Here is a 13,779-nt window from a genome sequence, read left to right on the forward strand (position 1 = left end):
CGTCAGGATCCTGCACCGGATTTTCATGACGCTCAAGCTCCCTCGGGAACCTTTTCGAAAGTCGCCACCAGCAGCTTCAATGCCTGACAGGCCGCGTCGGTGTCCGTCTTCAGACGCTCCGCGTCGCTGTGGGCGGACCAAGCGACCAACAGCCCGTCGAGCAGATTGATCAGCAAACGGCTGACGGTGACCAATGCGGTTTTGTCCAGCCCGGCGTCCACGACCTTTTCGATCGCCTGCTCTGTCGCCCGGCCGGCATCGGCATAGATCTGGGTCGCCATGGCTGGATTGTTGCGCAACGACCAGGTGAACAGCTCGGACTGCGCAATGGCCAGATCAGGGTGGGTCATGAACCAGTCGACCGCCTGACGCAGCATTTCTCCCACGGCCTCTGCGGCGGTGGCGCCCGTCGGAACCTGCTCCAAGGCCTGTTGCGGCGTGTTGATCAGCGACTCGTACACCGCATAGAACAGCTCATCCTTGGTGTGGAAGGTGTAGTGCAATGACGCCAATGGAGACTCGGCCTCTGCGGCGATCCGGCGAGTCGTCGCGTTGGCGGCGCCGTACTTCGCGATCACCTTCACGGTGGCGTCGATGAAATCTTGTCTGCGCACTTCCGCGCCCATTCTGGCCATAGGCTCAGCCTCCTTTTCGGTGTTTCCGTCAGTAACCCGGTTCAGTGTCTGCGGGGATGGATGCTAACGCATGGCTGCGTCTCAATCCATGCGTGCTTGGGCAGGGATCAATGATTTCCTTTCCTGCTTGTTGAGTGTTTCGTAAGTACCCGGCTTGAAGTGACACATCAAAGAAAAGCCCGGCAATAAGTGGGTAGGTTGGTATCGCTTATATCCAACTTCGAAGATCCAGGCATTCAACTTTCTCGGTTTTGCGCCTCCTCACAGAATGGCATGTGTATTGCTTTGATCAAACGACCTGATCAAGTGATCATGTCGTTTGATCTGGTTCTTCATCCTATATACCAGGCCTGTACCCCGATCCCTCTCTGACTTGAGATTCAATAGGCAGGAATTGACAAATGGAAACACGCAAACTCAAGACTTTAAGCAGCAGCGATTCAGTCGAGGCGGTGGTCGAAACCATTAAGCGTGATGGCGGCGTGATCATCTCCGATTTTGTTTCGGAACAAACGCTGCAGTCCCTCAAAGAAGAGCTCGACCGTTACCTGAACATCACGCCTTGCGGTGTCGATCCCTACTTTGCGGGCACCCAGACCCGGCGTGTCGCGCGCATCTTCGAACGCAGCGACACGGCCATCGAGGTCGCGCTGAACCCTCTGTTCATCGAGACGGCCAAAAAGATCCTGCAGACCCCGACCCACGTGTGGGTGGGCAGCGACCGCATCCCGATCGAACCCAACATCCAACTGAGCATGACCCAGGCGATCCAGATCGGACCGGGGCAAGGCTTGCAGCCTCTGCACCGCGACGACGCCACCTCGCTCTGGCGCCATCCGCAGTTCGGCCGTGAAGCCCGGTTGCAGATCATGGTGGCCATCACCGACTTCACCGAAGAAAACGGCGCAACGCGCGTCATTCCCGGCAGCCACACCTGGGACGACGAGCGCATGCCGACCCAGGAAGAAACCGTGGCGGCCGAGATGAAGGCCGGTTCTGCACTGTTGTGGATCGGCTCGGTGTACCACGGCGGCGGCGCCAACACCACGGTGCAGCCACGCACCGGCCTGACCATGGCCTATGACTTGGCCTTCTTGCGGCTGGAAGAAAACCATTTCCTGTCGATCCCGATCGAGCGCGTCCGGCAACTGCCCAGCGAGCTGCAACGCCTGCTGGGCTGGAGCGCCAGCAGCACGCTGCTCGGCTGGGTGGAGGTCGACGGCCAGATGCGGGATCCGCAAGAACTGCTGACCCTGGAGTCTTTCTCCGAGGTCGGGAAAGGCATCTAAGCCCCCCACAGAAAGCCCCATCCGGTTAAGCGGTCAGCGCGCTGACCGAACGGCGACGACACGCTCCCATTGGGCGGCGCGTGCCGTCGTGCCCGATGGGATGGATGCACAGAGGAGTGAAACAGATGAACGCTTCAAACAACGCGATCGGCAACAGCGCTGCCGGATCGCTGAAGTTTCGCAGTCTGGGCGGCTGGGTGGAGCGCCCGACCGACCTGCAACCGGAACTCATCGGCGACGAACAGGCCGATGTGATCGTGGTCGGCGGCGGTTTCGCCGGGATGTCGACGGCGCTCGAACTGAATGCGGCCGGCGCCAAGGTCATTGTCCTGGAGCAGGAGTTCGCCGGGTTCGGCGCCAGCGGGCGCAACGCCGGCTATCTGCTCGGCAGCATGGGCATCGAGTTCGATCTCTTCGTCAAACGCGTCGGACTGGAAAGGGCCCGGCAGTTCGTCCGGCTCTACGACGACGGGGTGATCTATGTGGAAAGGCGCTTGACGGAACTGGGCATCGACTGCGACTACAACCCCTCCGGCGTCATCCGCGCAGCGGTCCATCCTTCCCAGGAAAAACGCCTGCGCGCGAACATGAAGCTGGGGCACGAGTTGGGTTCGGTGACGCGCTTCATCGACCCGGCGGAAATGCGCGCCCGTGAAATCCCGCCGGCCTTCCTGTTCGGGAGCGGGCAATGCGGCGGCACCCTGAACCCCGGCAAGTACATCAGCGGCCTGCGCCGCGCGGCGCTCGCCGCCGGCGTGAAGCTTTACGAACGCACGCCGTTGCTGTCCTACAGCGAAGGGCCATTCATCACCTGCAAGACCCCATCGGGCAGCGCAACCGCACCGGTCATGGTGCTGACGACCAACGCCTACACACCCCAGTTGGGGCTGCTGCGCAACAAGGTGGCGCCGATCCGGGTGTCGGCGATCGAAACCCAGCGACTCTCGCCGGAGCAATTGGCGTCCCTGGGCTGGAAGAACCGGGAAGGGCTGATCACACCGCACTTCACCATGGAGAGCCACCGCCTGACCGCCCACGACACGATGGTGCTGACCACCAAGCAGTTGGGCTACGCCTACGGTTCGAAGACCCCCAATGTGCCGGACGACAGCGCTTATGCCGCCTTGGTGCGCGGCCTGCGCGAACGCTTTCCCACGTTGCAGGGCCTCGGCATCCAGCATTGCTGGAGCGGCTACATCAGCGCGGCCTACGACGCGCTGCCCGTCGTCGGCACCACCGGCGAGAAGCACAACATCTTCTATGCGGCGGGCTGCTCCGGCCACGGCCTGGCCTCGCAATCGGTGATGGGCTCGTACCTCGCCGCACGGATCAACGGCACGGATCCCTCCCATCTGACGGCGCTGGAGCACAAGACGCCTTCGATGCTGCCCGAGCCGTTCCAGTGGTGCGCGTTGAAGACGGCGTTTGCGGCGGCCAAGTGGATGGATGAACGAACCAACCGCAAAGTCCGCGAAGACAGCGCCCGCAAGCGCTGAAAACCCAGGCGCAGGTACGGCGCTACAACACTATAAGAGGCTGTCATTGTGGAACTGATCGATGCGTGCGCACTGGTCTCGTGCATTGTCCTGGTGATTTCCGGGCTGTGCTACGGGGTGGGATTCATCAGGAAAGGAAATTACCTGCTGGGGCTGGAGTTCTTGATCGTGGGCATCTCTGCCTCGAACTTCACGACCTACATCGCCACGGGTTGGAAAGGCAATTACGAGGTCGCGCTGTTTCTCGACGCCTTTTCGCGGGGCGTCGGCGTGCCGGTCATCGCCACGTTGGGATTGATGGCCGTCACCCATGGTTACAAGCCATCCCGGGCGAAAGACATCCTGCTGTTCGTCGGCGGATTTGCCGCCACCTTTTGCTACTACCTGTCCGACTTCACCAAACAGGCGCTTCCTTACTTCTATGTGGCGATGTGGTCTCTCTACACCGTGTACCTGTGCTACTTCACGTGGCGGCTGGTGCGCGCAGGCGCCGGTTTCCATGCGCTGGCGACCGCCCTGGGCGGGGTGGCGGGGCTGACCATCGCGCTCAGGTACGACTTCTTCCCCATCGCCGGGGATGGCAGCAAGTTGGTCTTCATGACCCTCGCGTTCCTGACCTGGTCCTATTCGATCGTGCAGTTGTATTACGCCTACGGCGCCTTGGCGCGAACCCGGAAAGTGGCTTCCCGCTCGCTGCTCGGTGCCAGGTAAGGCTCAAGTCTCGCAATGAGGCGGATGTGTAGGACAGCAATCAAGTTCAAACAATAACAAGGTTGATTCTGGAGGTTTGCCATGCGTCGTTTCGGATTCGCTTGCTTTGGCGTTGCCCTGACCCTGAGCACCATCTACGTACTGAAAACAGAGTTTGTGAGGCCGTCACCCATGCCGCCGACCAAACATCCGATCGTCAGCATGAGCGATCTCTTTAAACACATGTGAAACGAGTAGTACGCCAGCCCCGGATTCCTTTTACCGAAGCGCGCCGACGCAGAAGGTTCTACGCCGGTGCAAAAGGGATCGGGTCGCCCCGAGGCGGGGCAGCACACGGCGAAACACCGGGTGTGCACGGAGTGGGGCCTGAAATGGCGCCTGGGGCCCGAAGGGTCGAGTGAATCTTCGTAACAGGTGTTTCCATATTTTACAGAGCAGTGCGGGCAGTCAACGCACACGAATTCACAGCCAACCCATAACCCATTGATACGCCTGCGAAAAATCCAAATCTCCGGATTTTGGCATATGGCTTGCTTTTCTGATCTCCGGACTTGGTCAAATGATCATGTCAGGTGATCTACCCATGCGACATCCAGCTTTTCTTGCATTTGGCGGTCGAGCCGCCGGTTAAAGCCCCCTGAGGATCTTGCAATGAATGACGTAGTTGAACATCCAAAAGGCGCAGTCTTTCCCCGTCATGCCATCCGGCAACTGATCGTGGGGATCGCTGCAGCGACGGTGGTGTTTTCGGCCCAGGCCGAGAGCGTGGAGCCCGCCATGCTGGGGACGAAGCTGACCCCCTTGGGCGGCGAGGTCGCCGCCAGCAAAAGCGGAGACATTCCGGCCTGGACGCAGCCGGGTCCCCAGGGCGCGGGATGGAGTTACGGGCAAGTCCGTGGTGAGTTCTGGAAGTTCAAGGGCGACAAGCCCCTGTACAGCATCGACTCGAACAACGTCGCCCAATACGCCGCCAAGCTGTCCCCCGGCCAGCTTGAGCTGTTCAAGAAGATTCCCGGCTACCGCATGGACGTCTACCAGACCCGCCGCACCTGCGGCGCGCCGGACTTCGTGGCGGAGAACACCAAGCAGAACATCGGCTTCGCCAAGCTTGACGCGGCGGGGCTCGCCCTTGAGGAAGCCCATGTCCCCGGCATTCCGTTTCCTGCCCCCAAGAACGGCGCGGAGGTGATGTGGAACATGAAGATGCGTTACCGCGGCGTCGGCGTCGAAATCCCGCGCAGCGTTTCCGGAATCTCGCCACGCAAGGGCGGGGAGTGGTCGCGCCAATCGGTGGACACGTTCTTTTTCACGCCGTGGGGCAAGAAGGGCAGTGCGCTGTTCTCGTCGGTCGGCCGCCTGGAGAACGCGACCTTCTTCAACTACCTGGAGCCGGCGGCGCTGGCCGGCCAGGCCGCGGTGCAGACCGCCGTCGCCGGCGAACAGGCCACCACCTTCTACTACTTCCCCGGCCAACGCCGTGTGCGGCGCATGCCGTCGTACTCCTACGACGCGCCGCAGATCGGCCTCGACAACCAGTACACCGTCGATGAAGGGAACGTGTTCTTCGGCACCATGGACCGCTTCGACTGGAAACTGGTCGGCAAGCAGGAGCTCCTGGTGCCCTACAACATGTTCGGCGCCTACGACACCGCCGCGAAAGTGGAGGCCTTCGCCGGCAACGATTCGGTCGCGCCGCAGGCACGCCGCTATGAGCTGCACCGGGTGTGGGTCGTCGAGGCCAACGTGCGCCAGGGCATGCGCCACCAGGCGCCGAAGCGCCTGTTCTACATCGACGAGGACAGCTGGAACGCGGTGATGGCCGTCGACTACGACAAGCAAGGGCAGATCTGGAAAGTGCGCGAAGGACTGTCCACGCCCGTGTACGAAACCGGCACCTGCGATGTGGAAGCCCAGATCCAGTACAACCTGGTGGACGGCCGCTACCTCTTCGACATGACCACGGTCGGCGCGGGCAAGAGCGACATCCGCTGGCTCACCGAGGACAACGCCAGCCCGCGCCTGAAAAGGGACTTCTTCACCTCCGATAACCTGCGAGCCATCAGCGAACGCTAACGAACGTCGTCAGATCGAGAGCCAGCATGAAAAAAACAATTACGAAAGCTTCAGGCCTTGTCATCGCGTGCGCCACCCCATTTGCAATGGGCTTCACGTTTGAAACCGAAACGATCCGCGGCTCGTTCGACTCCACGATCACCGCAGGCATGGGCCTGCGCACGGAGTCCCGCGCCTGCAACCTGATCAACCAGGGCGTCACCGGGCACAATGCGCCCTCGGGCTGTCTGGCGCAGAGCTCGGGCGTCGCCGATCAGGGCGACCTGAACTACGACCGCGGCGACCTGTTCACCAACTACCTCAAAGGCACGCATGAGCTGCTGCTGAAGATGCCCGACGACGTCAGCTTCATGGCGCGGGGCAGCTGGATCCGCGACTTCGCCGCCACCGACACCACCGGCACCCAGTCCTTCAACACCCCCGCGAGCGTCGGCAGCGACGGCCTCAGCGACTCTGCCCATGACGACCTCGCGTTCAAGGCCCGACTGCTCGACCTGTGGGTGAGCAAGGGCTTTGACGTGGGCGAACAGCGCGTCCGGGCGCGCCTGGGCAACCAGGTGATCAACTGGGGCGAAAGCCTGTTCGTGGCCGGCGGCATCAACAACACCAACGCCTACGACTACCAGGCCCTGGCGCGCCCCGGCGTCCAGCTCAAGGAGGCCGTGCTGCCGGCGCCGATGCTCAGCGTCGCCTCCGGCCTGGGCTCGGGGCTCAACATCGAGACCTACTACCAGTTCGGCTGGAACAAGAGCGAATTGCCGCCGGTGGGCAGCTACTGGTCCACGAGCAATGGTCCGGGCAAGGGCATGGGCGATTACGGGTTCTCCGACAAGAAGGCCCGGGACAGCGGCCAGTGGGGCCTTTCGCTGCGCTGGCAGCCGGAGGACAGCGACATCAACTACGGCCTGTACGTGATGCGCTACCACGACAAGTTGCCGACCTTGAGCGTGGCGTTCGATCCGAACACCTTCGCCGTGGCACCCACCTGGGAGTACCAGGAAGACCGCATGATGTACGGCATCAGCGCGAACATGCCGATCGGCGACTGGGCGGTCGGCACGGAGCTGTCGTACCGGCCCAAGGATGCGGTGATGCTCAATCCGGTCGTCGACCTGTGCGCGAACAACGGCGGCAAATGCTGGAAGGACGAAAAGAAATTCCAGTGGCACCTGACCGGCCTGTACAGCTTCACGCCGTCCAACTCGCCGACGCTGCTGGACTTCACCGGGGCCAGCACCGGCACCTTGCTGTCGGAACTGGTGGTCATCAAGTACCCGCAGCTGCATGACGAGGTCAACGGCGAGCCGCTCGCGCCCGGCCTGAACACGTGGCAGCTGGATCCGGCGATCCCGCCCAAGGCCCACGGCAACAAGACGTCCTCGGGCATCAACCTGGACATGAGCCTGACCTACGACGGTACGTTGCTGCCGGGCTGGCAGGTCACGCCGGGGATCTTCTATTCGCGCTCGCTGGGGGGACGCACGCCGAACCTCACCGCCACCTTCACGGAAGACGCCAGCAGCATGAACCTGTACCTCAATTTCGTGCGCAACCCGGCCAGTTGGCAGGTGAACCTCAACTACGCGAAGTTCATGGGCGGCGACACGCCTTACGACCAGCTCTACCGTGACCGAGATTACGTCGGCATCGCGATTTCCCGCTCATTGTGAGGCCTGCCGTGAATGGTTCTGTGAAATTGACTGAAGCAAGGACGCGCGGCCTGCTGCCGCGCGTCGAGGGCGTCCTGTTCGGGCATCGTCGGCTGGTGCTGGCGAGCCTGGCCGTCTTCACCCTGATCATGGCGTGGTTCGCCGTGCAGCTGCGCATGGATGCCGGCTTCGAAAAGCAACTGCCCATCGGCCACGAGTACATCAAGACCTTCGAGGCCTACCGCAACGACCTGATGGGCGCGAACCGCCTGACCCTCGTGGTCAAGGCCCGCAACGGCGCGATCTGGAGCGCTCCGGGCCTCAAGCGGCTCTACGACGTCACCCAGGCGGTCACCTTCCTGCCCGGCGTGTCCCGCAGCAGCGTGCGTTCGCTGTGGACGCCCAATGCCTTCGTCAACGAGATCACCGAAGAGGGCTTCCGGGCCGACCCGTTGGTGCCGGGGACGGTGACGCCCGAACGCCTGGACGATGAAATCATCGCGACCATCGCCAACTCCAGCGCCCAGGGCGGTTTCATCGGCACCCTGGTCTCGCGCGATCAGAGCAGCGCGATGATCACCGCGGAGCTCAATGAGTTCGACGCCAACGGCGCCCACCTGGACTACGTCGCGTTCAACCACGCGCTGGAGAAGGAAGTCCGCCAGCGTTTCGAGGACGGCGATTTCGAGATCCAGATGATCGGCTTCGCCAAGCAGATCGGCGACATCGCCGACGGCGCGTCGGCCGTGCTGGAGTTCTGCCTGCTGGCGTTGCTGCTGACCGCGGCCGCGGTCTATTGGTACTGCCACTCGCTGCGCTTCACCTTGCTGGCCCTGGTGTGTTCCCTGGCGTCGCTGGTGTGGCAGTTCGGCAGCCTGCGCCTGTTGGGCTACGGCCTCGATCCGCTGGCCGTGCTGGTGCCGTTCCTGGTCTTCGCCATCGGGGTCTCCCATGGCGTGCAGCAGATCAACTTCATCGTGCGCGAGATCGCTGTCGGCAAGAGCGCCGAGCAGGCGGCGCGCTCAAGCTTCACCGGCCTGCTGGTGCCCGGCACTCTGGCGCTGGTGACGGCGTTGGTGTCCTTCGTGACGTTGCTGCTGATCCCCATTCCCATGGTGCGGGAGCTGGCGATCACCGCCTCGCTCGGCGTGGCCTACAAGATCGTCACCAACCTGGTGATGCTGCCGTTGGTGGCGTCCTTGCTCAAGGTGGACGACAAGTACGCCGCGGCGCAGGAAGTCTCCCGCCAGCGCCGCACCCGCTGGCTGCACGGCCTGAGCCGGCTCGCCGAACGGCGCAACGCGCAGTGGGTGCTGGGCGTGGCCTTGGCGGTCTTTCTGGTGGCGATCTGGCAAAGCCATGACCGGGTCGTCGGCACATTGCAGGCCGGCGCCCCGGAGCTGCGTGAAGACTCGCGCTTCAACCGCGACGCCGTGTCCATCGCCAGCAACTACGACATCGGCCTCGACTGGCTCAGCGTGGTGTTCGAGGCCAACCGCGACAGCGCCGGCGAAGACAGCCAGGCCGCCTGCGAGAACGTCGCGGTGGGGCAGTACCAGGACCGTTTCGTCTGGGCCATGCAGGGCGTGCCCGGCGTGTTGTCCGTCGCGTCGTTCTCCTCGACCATGCGCCAGTTCAACGAGGGCTACAACGAAGGCAACCCGAAAATGGGCACGGTGCCCATCGACCCGATGAACTACGCCGCACTGGCAACCGAAGTCGCGCGCACGCCTGGGCTGATGCGCTCCGATTGCAGCATGTCGGCGGTGCACCTGTACTTGGCCGATCACAAGGCCACCACGATCAACCGGGTGGTGGACGCGGCCAAGGCCTTTCGCAGCGAGAACCCGTCGCCCGACGTCACGGTGCGCCTCGCCTCAGGCAATGCCGGGGTGCTGGCCGCCATCAACGAAGAGGTGGAGAAGAGCGAAACCCCGATGCTGCTGTACGTCTACGCCGCCATCGCCTTGCTGGTGTTCGTGGTCTACCGCGACTGGCGGGCGGTGCTGGTCTGCTGCCTGCCGCTGACCATCGGCACCTTCATCGGCTACTGGTTCATGAAGGAACTGCAGATCGGCCTGACCATCGCCACCTTGCCGGTGATGGTGTTGGCGGTGGGCATCGGCGTCGATTACGCGTTCTACATCTACAACCGCCTGCAACTGCACCAGGCTTTTGGCCAACCCATCACCAAGGCCGTGGAGCATGCGTTGCTGGAAGTCGGCATGGCGACCATTTTCACCGCCATCACCCTGGCCATCGGCGTCGCCACCTGGGCGTTCTCCGACCTCAAGTTCCAGGCCGACATGGGCAAGCTGCTGGCGTTCATGTTCATCGTCAACATGGTCATGGCCATGACCGTGCTGCCGGCCTTTGCGGTCTGGCTGGAACGGGTTTTCCCGCGCAGGCGCCCCGTGCGCATGATCGGCGCGCTGATGCATTGAGGAGAGAGTCATGCGTAACGGTTTTTTGTCCATCGGCGTGTTGATCGCCGCGATGCTGCCGCCGTTGTCCTTGCAGGCTTCGCCGTTGCAGGTGGTGCCGGCGGTGCAGTCGGAACATGCCAGCCAAGCGACCATGCTCGATGCCGTGTGGGCGGGCGAGCGCGTGGTCGCGGTCGGTGACCACGGGATCGTGCTGCTGTCGGACGATCACGGTAAAAGCTTTCGCCAGGCCAGCTCGGTGCCGTTGTCCACGCCGCTGACGGGGGTGTCCTTCGTCGACGCCAAACGGGGCTGGGCGGTGGGCCATTGGGGGGCGATCCTGGTCACCGCGGACGGCGGCGACTCCTGGCAGGTCCAGCGCATGTCCAACGAAGAGGACCGGCCGCTGTTCGCTGTGCATTTCTTCAATGCCCAGCAGGGCGTCGCCGTGGGGCTGTGGTCATTGGTGCTGACCACCGAGGACGGCGGGCTGACGTGGACCGAGCAGACGTTGCAGGCGCCACCGGGTGCGAAGAAGGCGGACCTCAATTTGATGGGCCTGTTTACCGATGGCCAACACAAGCTCTATGCCACCGCCGAACACGGACAGGTCCTGCTTTCCGAGGATGAAGGCAAAAACTGGCGGTACATCAGCACCGGTTACGAAGGCACGCTGTGGTCCGGCGCCGTGTTGGCGGACGGCAGCCTGCTGCTGGGCGGTCAGCGCGGCACGCTGATGCACGGCACGGCCGAGGGCAAGGACTTTCGCCGAGTGCCGACCCAGAGCAAAGGCTCCGTCACGTCGGTGGCGGTGTCCGGCGACCGGGTGCTGGCGGTTGGGCTGGACGGGCTGATGATGAAGAGCAGCGACGGGGGAGAGCGCTTCGAGGAACGTCAGTCGGTCGATGGGCTTTCGCTGACGGCGGCGTTGCTCGATCCGCAAGGGGCGCCGGTGCTGTTTTCCCGTCGGGGCGTGTTGCCCATGTCGTCGACAGGGCAGTGAAAACGGTTCGGGGGGAAGCAGTGCTTCCCCCCGAACCCGTTGCATCGGTCAGAGCTTGAGATAGTCCGCCAGGTCCGCGTAGTCATGCTGCCACAGACCCGGACTGGCAACGGGGTACTGCGAACGGAAGCCGATGATCTTCTGCACGCGAGGGGAGAGGGTCCTGACCACCTCAAGAGGGACGATCAACGGATAGGCTTCCTCGGGCGTCAGGATCGAGGCCTGCAGCGGGATCGTCAGGCCACGACGGAACTGGTCGGCCGTGACGTTGGCGCCGCCGCCGTGAACCACTTTGCCTCCGAACAGCACGGCGTCACCGGCCTTCAGTTCGACGGGGATGGTCATCTCGGGCGATCCCACATCCTCGAAGTTGTCCCAATCCTGGCTGCCTGGAATCACCCGTGTGGCGCCGTTTTCTTCGGTGAAGTCGGTCAGGGCCAGCATCAGGTTGGTGATGGCTCGCGGTGCATGCTTGTCCATGGCCACGAACGGATGGTACTGGGCCGAGTCTCGATGCAGCATCTGCGCGGTGTTGCCCGGGCCGATCTCAATGAGTTGCGCGGTGGTCAGCCACCAGTCACCACATTCCGACTCGTAAAGTTCACGGCCGATTTCATGAAAGAGGTCGTCATCAAGGATCTCTTCACGGAATGTCTTGCTGTAGGTAATGAGGTTGGTGAGCCGCTTGGTTTGATAGCCATGAAAATCCTTGATCAACTGAAGTTCATGTTTCGAACCGGCATTCAACGCCGCAAGCGGTGCATCCAGTTCGTGGTTGATGCGCGCAACTTGCTCAGGCGTCATGAAGCCCCGGATGATGACCGCACCCGCGCGGTCGCTGAGCGAGACGATTTCCTGCGCTGAATGTGAGCGGGTGACGACAGGCAGGCTGGCGGTTGAATTTCGATCGCTGGACATTGAAGCGACTCCAAATAAGAGGAACGTTTTTCGCGCAGGCGGGCGCTCAGAGACGCATCAAACTGCGTCACTGGGCAGGCCGGCCGTTACGGAAGTGACTGCACTGAACTCAAGGCAAGTGTGGAGAAGCAGGGCGCTTCTTTAGGGTTATTTGGTTCAGGCAGTGGGTTCATGCTATTTTTGCCGGGGCCTTTCGACAAGATACAAAGTGCACCATTCCAATGGCTTTTTTGGGTTGATTTGAACATTACATGAACACCACCGCACAACCCTGGCCGCGCCCGTCGGAAGCCGTTCGCGAGCTCATGCGCAAAGGCGCGGAGAGGGCGCAAAGCCTGCCGCCGGAATGGATCGAGCGCCTGAACCAGTCACTGTTTTCCTCGCCCGAGGATGAGAAGCTGCTGGAGGATCCGGTGATCCTGGCGGCGTGCCGGCGGGCCAACCGCTCGGAGCTGCTGCATTGGGCGAACGCCAACATGCAGCGCCCTGGCGAACCGGTGGGGGTTTACGTGTCCGCCGACATGGTGGACACCGCCCGGGAGTTGGCGCGCAGAGGGCTGTCGGAAGTCCTGATGAACTCCGCCAGAACCACGCAAAGCGCGGCCTGGGAATTGTGGATGAAGATGGCCTTCGGCCTGACGCAGGATCCGGTGCTGCTTGAAGAGTTGCTGGAGGTCTCGTCCCGTTCCATCTCGGAGTTCATCGCCGGCAACATGCGGGTGATCACCCAGATCGTCCTGGAAGAAAAGAGCGCCTTGACCCACCACGACCACATCGACAAGCGCAGCTTGGTCACGCGGTTGCTCGATGGTCGGGACGTGGACACCGAACAGTTGAGCCAGCGGCTGGGCTATTCCCTCCAGCAGAAACACTACGCCTACGTCATCTGGAGCGAGATCCAGGATGCTGAGATCCGCCCGCTGGAGGAAATGGCCCGTGCCCTGGCGCGCCTGACCGGCACCGCGGCGCCTCTGATCGTGTTTGCCGGTCCCGCCACCGTTTGGCTCTGGGCCGGCGCGGCAAAACCTTTGGACCACAGCCTGCTGCAAGGCGTGGTTCAGCAGTTTCCGAAGATCCGCGCGGCCATCGGCTCTCCCGCAGCGGGGCTGAACGGCTTCCGTCGCTCGCACCTGGAGGCGCTGAACACGCAAAGCCTGGTGGGGCGACTGGCCGGCGCGCCGCCGGTCACCCGCATCGACCAGGTGCGGATGGTTTCCCTGATGACGCAGGATGCCCGGGCGTCCAAGCAGTTTGTGGTGAGCACCCTCGGCCGGCTGGCGACGGAGTCCACGGTGCTTCAGCACGCACTGCATGCGTTCCTGGCCAACGGCTGCAACATCACCCAGACCGCCGAGGCGCTGGGCACCCACCGCAATACATTGCTGCGCCGCCTGGAGCGGGCGCAGGATCTGTTGCCCATCGAGTTTGCCGACCACCGTATCCAGATTGCCGCAGCCCTTGAACTGTTGATCTGGAACACCCCGTTGAATGAAGACGACAGCCTTGCGTGAGCCGGCTCCGCTCATTGTTCATTTGGTTTCTATAGTGTTGATCATCCCTTTTTGCTGTTTTTGAGGAGCTG

The 13,779-nt window shown here is 62.6% G+C and carries 11 protein-coding genes; 9 read left to right on the plus strand and 2 right to left on the minus strand.

All coding sequences use genetic code 11. The features are described from left to right. Nucleotides 1-32: 32 nt before the first annotated feature. A complete protein-coding gene (locus ACIP0B_RS00160; protein WP_400828728.1) occupies nucleotides 33-635 on the minus strand; it encodes a TetR/AcrR family transcriptional regulator in 603 nt (200 codons plus the stop codon). Nucleotides 636-1,036: 401 nt separating this feature from the next. Here ACIP0B_RS00160 and ACIP0B_RS00165 point away from each other — a divergent pair, with 401 nt between their 5' ends. From ACIP0B_RS00165 to ACIP0B_RS00200, 8 genes are all read left to right on the plus strand, one after another. After that, a complete protein-coding gene (locus tag ACIP0B_RS00165) occupies nucleotides 1,037-1,924 on the plus strand; it encodes a phytanoyl-CoA dioxygenase family protein (protein ID WP_400828730.1) in 888 nt (295 codons plus the stop codon). A 125-nt stretch (nucleotides 1,925-2,049) separates the two neighbouring features. Then, on the plus strand, nucleotides 2,050-3,420 hold the full coding sequence (locus ACIP0B_RS00170; RefSeq protein WP_400828732.1) for an NAD(P)/FAD-dependent oxidoreductase: 1,371 nt from the start codon (nucleotides 2,050-2,052) through the stop codon (nucleotides 3,418-3,420). A gap of 48 nt (nucleotides 3,421-3,468) precedes the next feature. Then, the gene (locus tag ACIP0B_RS00175; protein WP_400828734.1) at nucleotides 3,469-4,131 is read left to right on the plus strand and encodes a hypothetical protein; all 663 of its coding nucleotides are present in this window, start codon (nucleotides 3,469-3,471) and stop codon (nucleotides 4,129-4,131) included. Nucleotides 4,132-4,212: 81 nt separating this feature from the next. Next, entirely contained in the window at nucleotides 4,213-4,359 is a 147-nt protein-coding gene (locus ACIP0B_RS00180; protein WP_170930403.1) for a hypothetical protein, read from the plus strand. A 423-nt stretch (nucleotides 4,360-4,782) separates the two neighbouring features. After that, nucleotides 4,783-6,204 (plus strand): DUF1329 domain-containing protein, encoded by a 1,422-nt coding sequence (locus ACIP0B_RS00185; RefSeq protein ID WP_400828736.1) that lies wholly within the window; start codon nucleotides 4,783-4,785, stop codon nucleotides 6,202-6,204. A gap of 26 nt (nucleotides 6,205-6,230) precedes the next feature. Next, nucleotides 6,231-7,874, plus strand: a complete 1,644-nt coding sequence (locus tag ACIP0B_RS00190) for a DUF1302 domain-containing protein (protein ID WP_400828738.1) — start codon at nucleotides 6,231-6,233, stop codon at nucleotides 7,872-7,874. 8 nt (nucleotides 7,875-7,882) lie between these two features. Next, nucleotides 7,883-10,297 (plus strand): RND family transporter, encoded by a 2,415-nt coding sequence (locus ACIP0B_RS00195; RefSeq protein ID WP_400828740.1) that lies wholly within the window; start codon nucleotides 7,883-7,885, stop codon nucleotides 10,295-10,297. A gap of 10 nt (nucleotides 10,298-10,307) precedes the next feature. Beyond that, nucleotides 10,308-11,279 (plus strand): WD40/YVTN/BNR-like repeat-containing protein, encoded by a 972-nt coding sequence (locus ACIP0B_RS00200; RefSeq protein ID WP_400828742.1) that lies wholly within the window; start codon nucleotides 10,308-10,310, stop codon nucleotides 11,277-11,279. Between the two features lie 48 nt (nucleotides 11,280-11,327). On the opposite strand, the gene ACIP0B_RS00205 is transcribed toward ACIP0B_RS00200, so the two are convergent. Next, complete coding sequence (locus tag ACIP0B_RS00205; protein ID WP_400828744.1) at nucleotides 11,328-12,197, minus strand: phytanoyl-CoA dioxygenase family protein; 870 nt, start codon at nucleotides 12,195-12,197, stop codon at nucleotides 11,328-11,330. 251 nt (nucleotides 12,198-12,448) lie between these two features. On the opposite strand from ACIP0B_RS00205, the gene ACIP0B_RS00210 reads away from it, so the two are divergent. Beyond that, a complete protein-coding gene (locus ACIP0B_RS00210; RefSeq protein ID WP_400828746.1) occupies nucleotides 12,449-13,708 on the plus strand; it encodes a PucR family transcriptional regulator in 1,260 nt (419 codons plus the stop codon). The last annotated feature ends 71 nt before the right edge of the window (nucleotides 13,709-13,779 follow it).

Source organism: Pseudomonas sp. NPDC089534 (assembly GCF_044749305.1).
Taxonomy (GTDB): Bacteria; Pseudomonadota; Gammaproteobacteria; order Pseudomonadales; family Pseudomonadaceae; genus Aquipseudomonas; species Aquipseudomonas ekonensis.

What these genes read in the sequence shown, in the direction of transcription:
- ACIP0B_RS00160 (WP_400828728.1), bottom strand. Translation starts at nt 635, where the DNA reads ATGGCCAGAATGGGCGCGGAAGTGCGCAGACAAGATTTCATCGACGCC.
- ACIP0B_RS00165 (WP_400828730.1), top strand. Translation starts at nt 1,037, where the DNA reads ATGGAAACACGCAAACTCAAGACTTTAAGCAGCAGCGATTCAGTCGAG.
- ACIP0B_RS00170 (WP_400828732.1), top strand. Translation starts at nt 2,050, where the DNA reads ATGAACGCTTCAAACAACGCGATCGGCAACAGCGCTGCCGGATCGCTG.
- ACIP0B_RS00180 (WP_170930403.1), top strand. Translation starts at nt 4,213, where the DNA reads ATGCGTCGTTTCGGATTCGCTTGCTTTGGCGTTGCCCTGACCCTGAGC.
- ACIP0B_RS00185 (WP_400828736.1), top strand. Translation starts at nt 4,783, where the DNA reads ATGAATGACGTAGTTGAACATCCAAAAGGCGCAGTCTTTCCCCGTCAT.
- ACIP0B_RS00190 (WP_400828738.1), top strand. Translation starts at nt 6,231, where the DNA reads ATGAAAAAAACAATTACGAAAGCTTCAGGCCTTGTCATCGCGTGCGCC.
- ACIP0B_RS00200 (WP_400828742.1), top strand. Translation starts at nt 10,308, where the DNA reads ATGCGTAACGGTTTTTTGTCCATCGGCGTGTTGATCGCCGCGATGCTG.
- ACIP0B_RS00205 (WP_400828744.1), bottom strand. Translation starts at nt 12,197, where the DNA reads ATGTCCAGCGATCGAAATTCAACCGCCAGCCTGCCTGTCGTCACCCGC.
- ACIP0B_RS00210 (WP_400828746.1), top strand. Translation starts at nt 12,449, where the DNA reads ATGAACACCACCGCACAACCCTGGCCGCGCCCGTCGGAAGCCGTTCGC.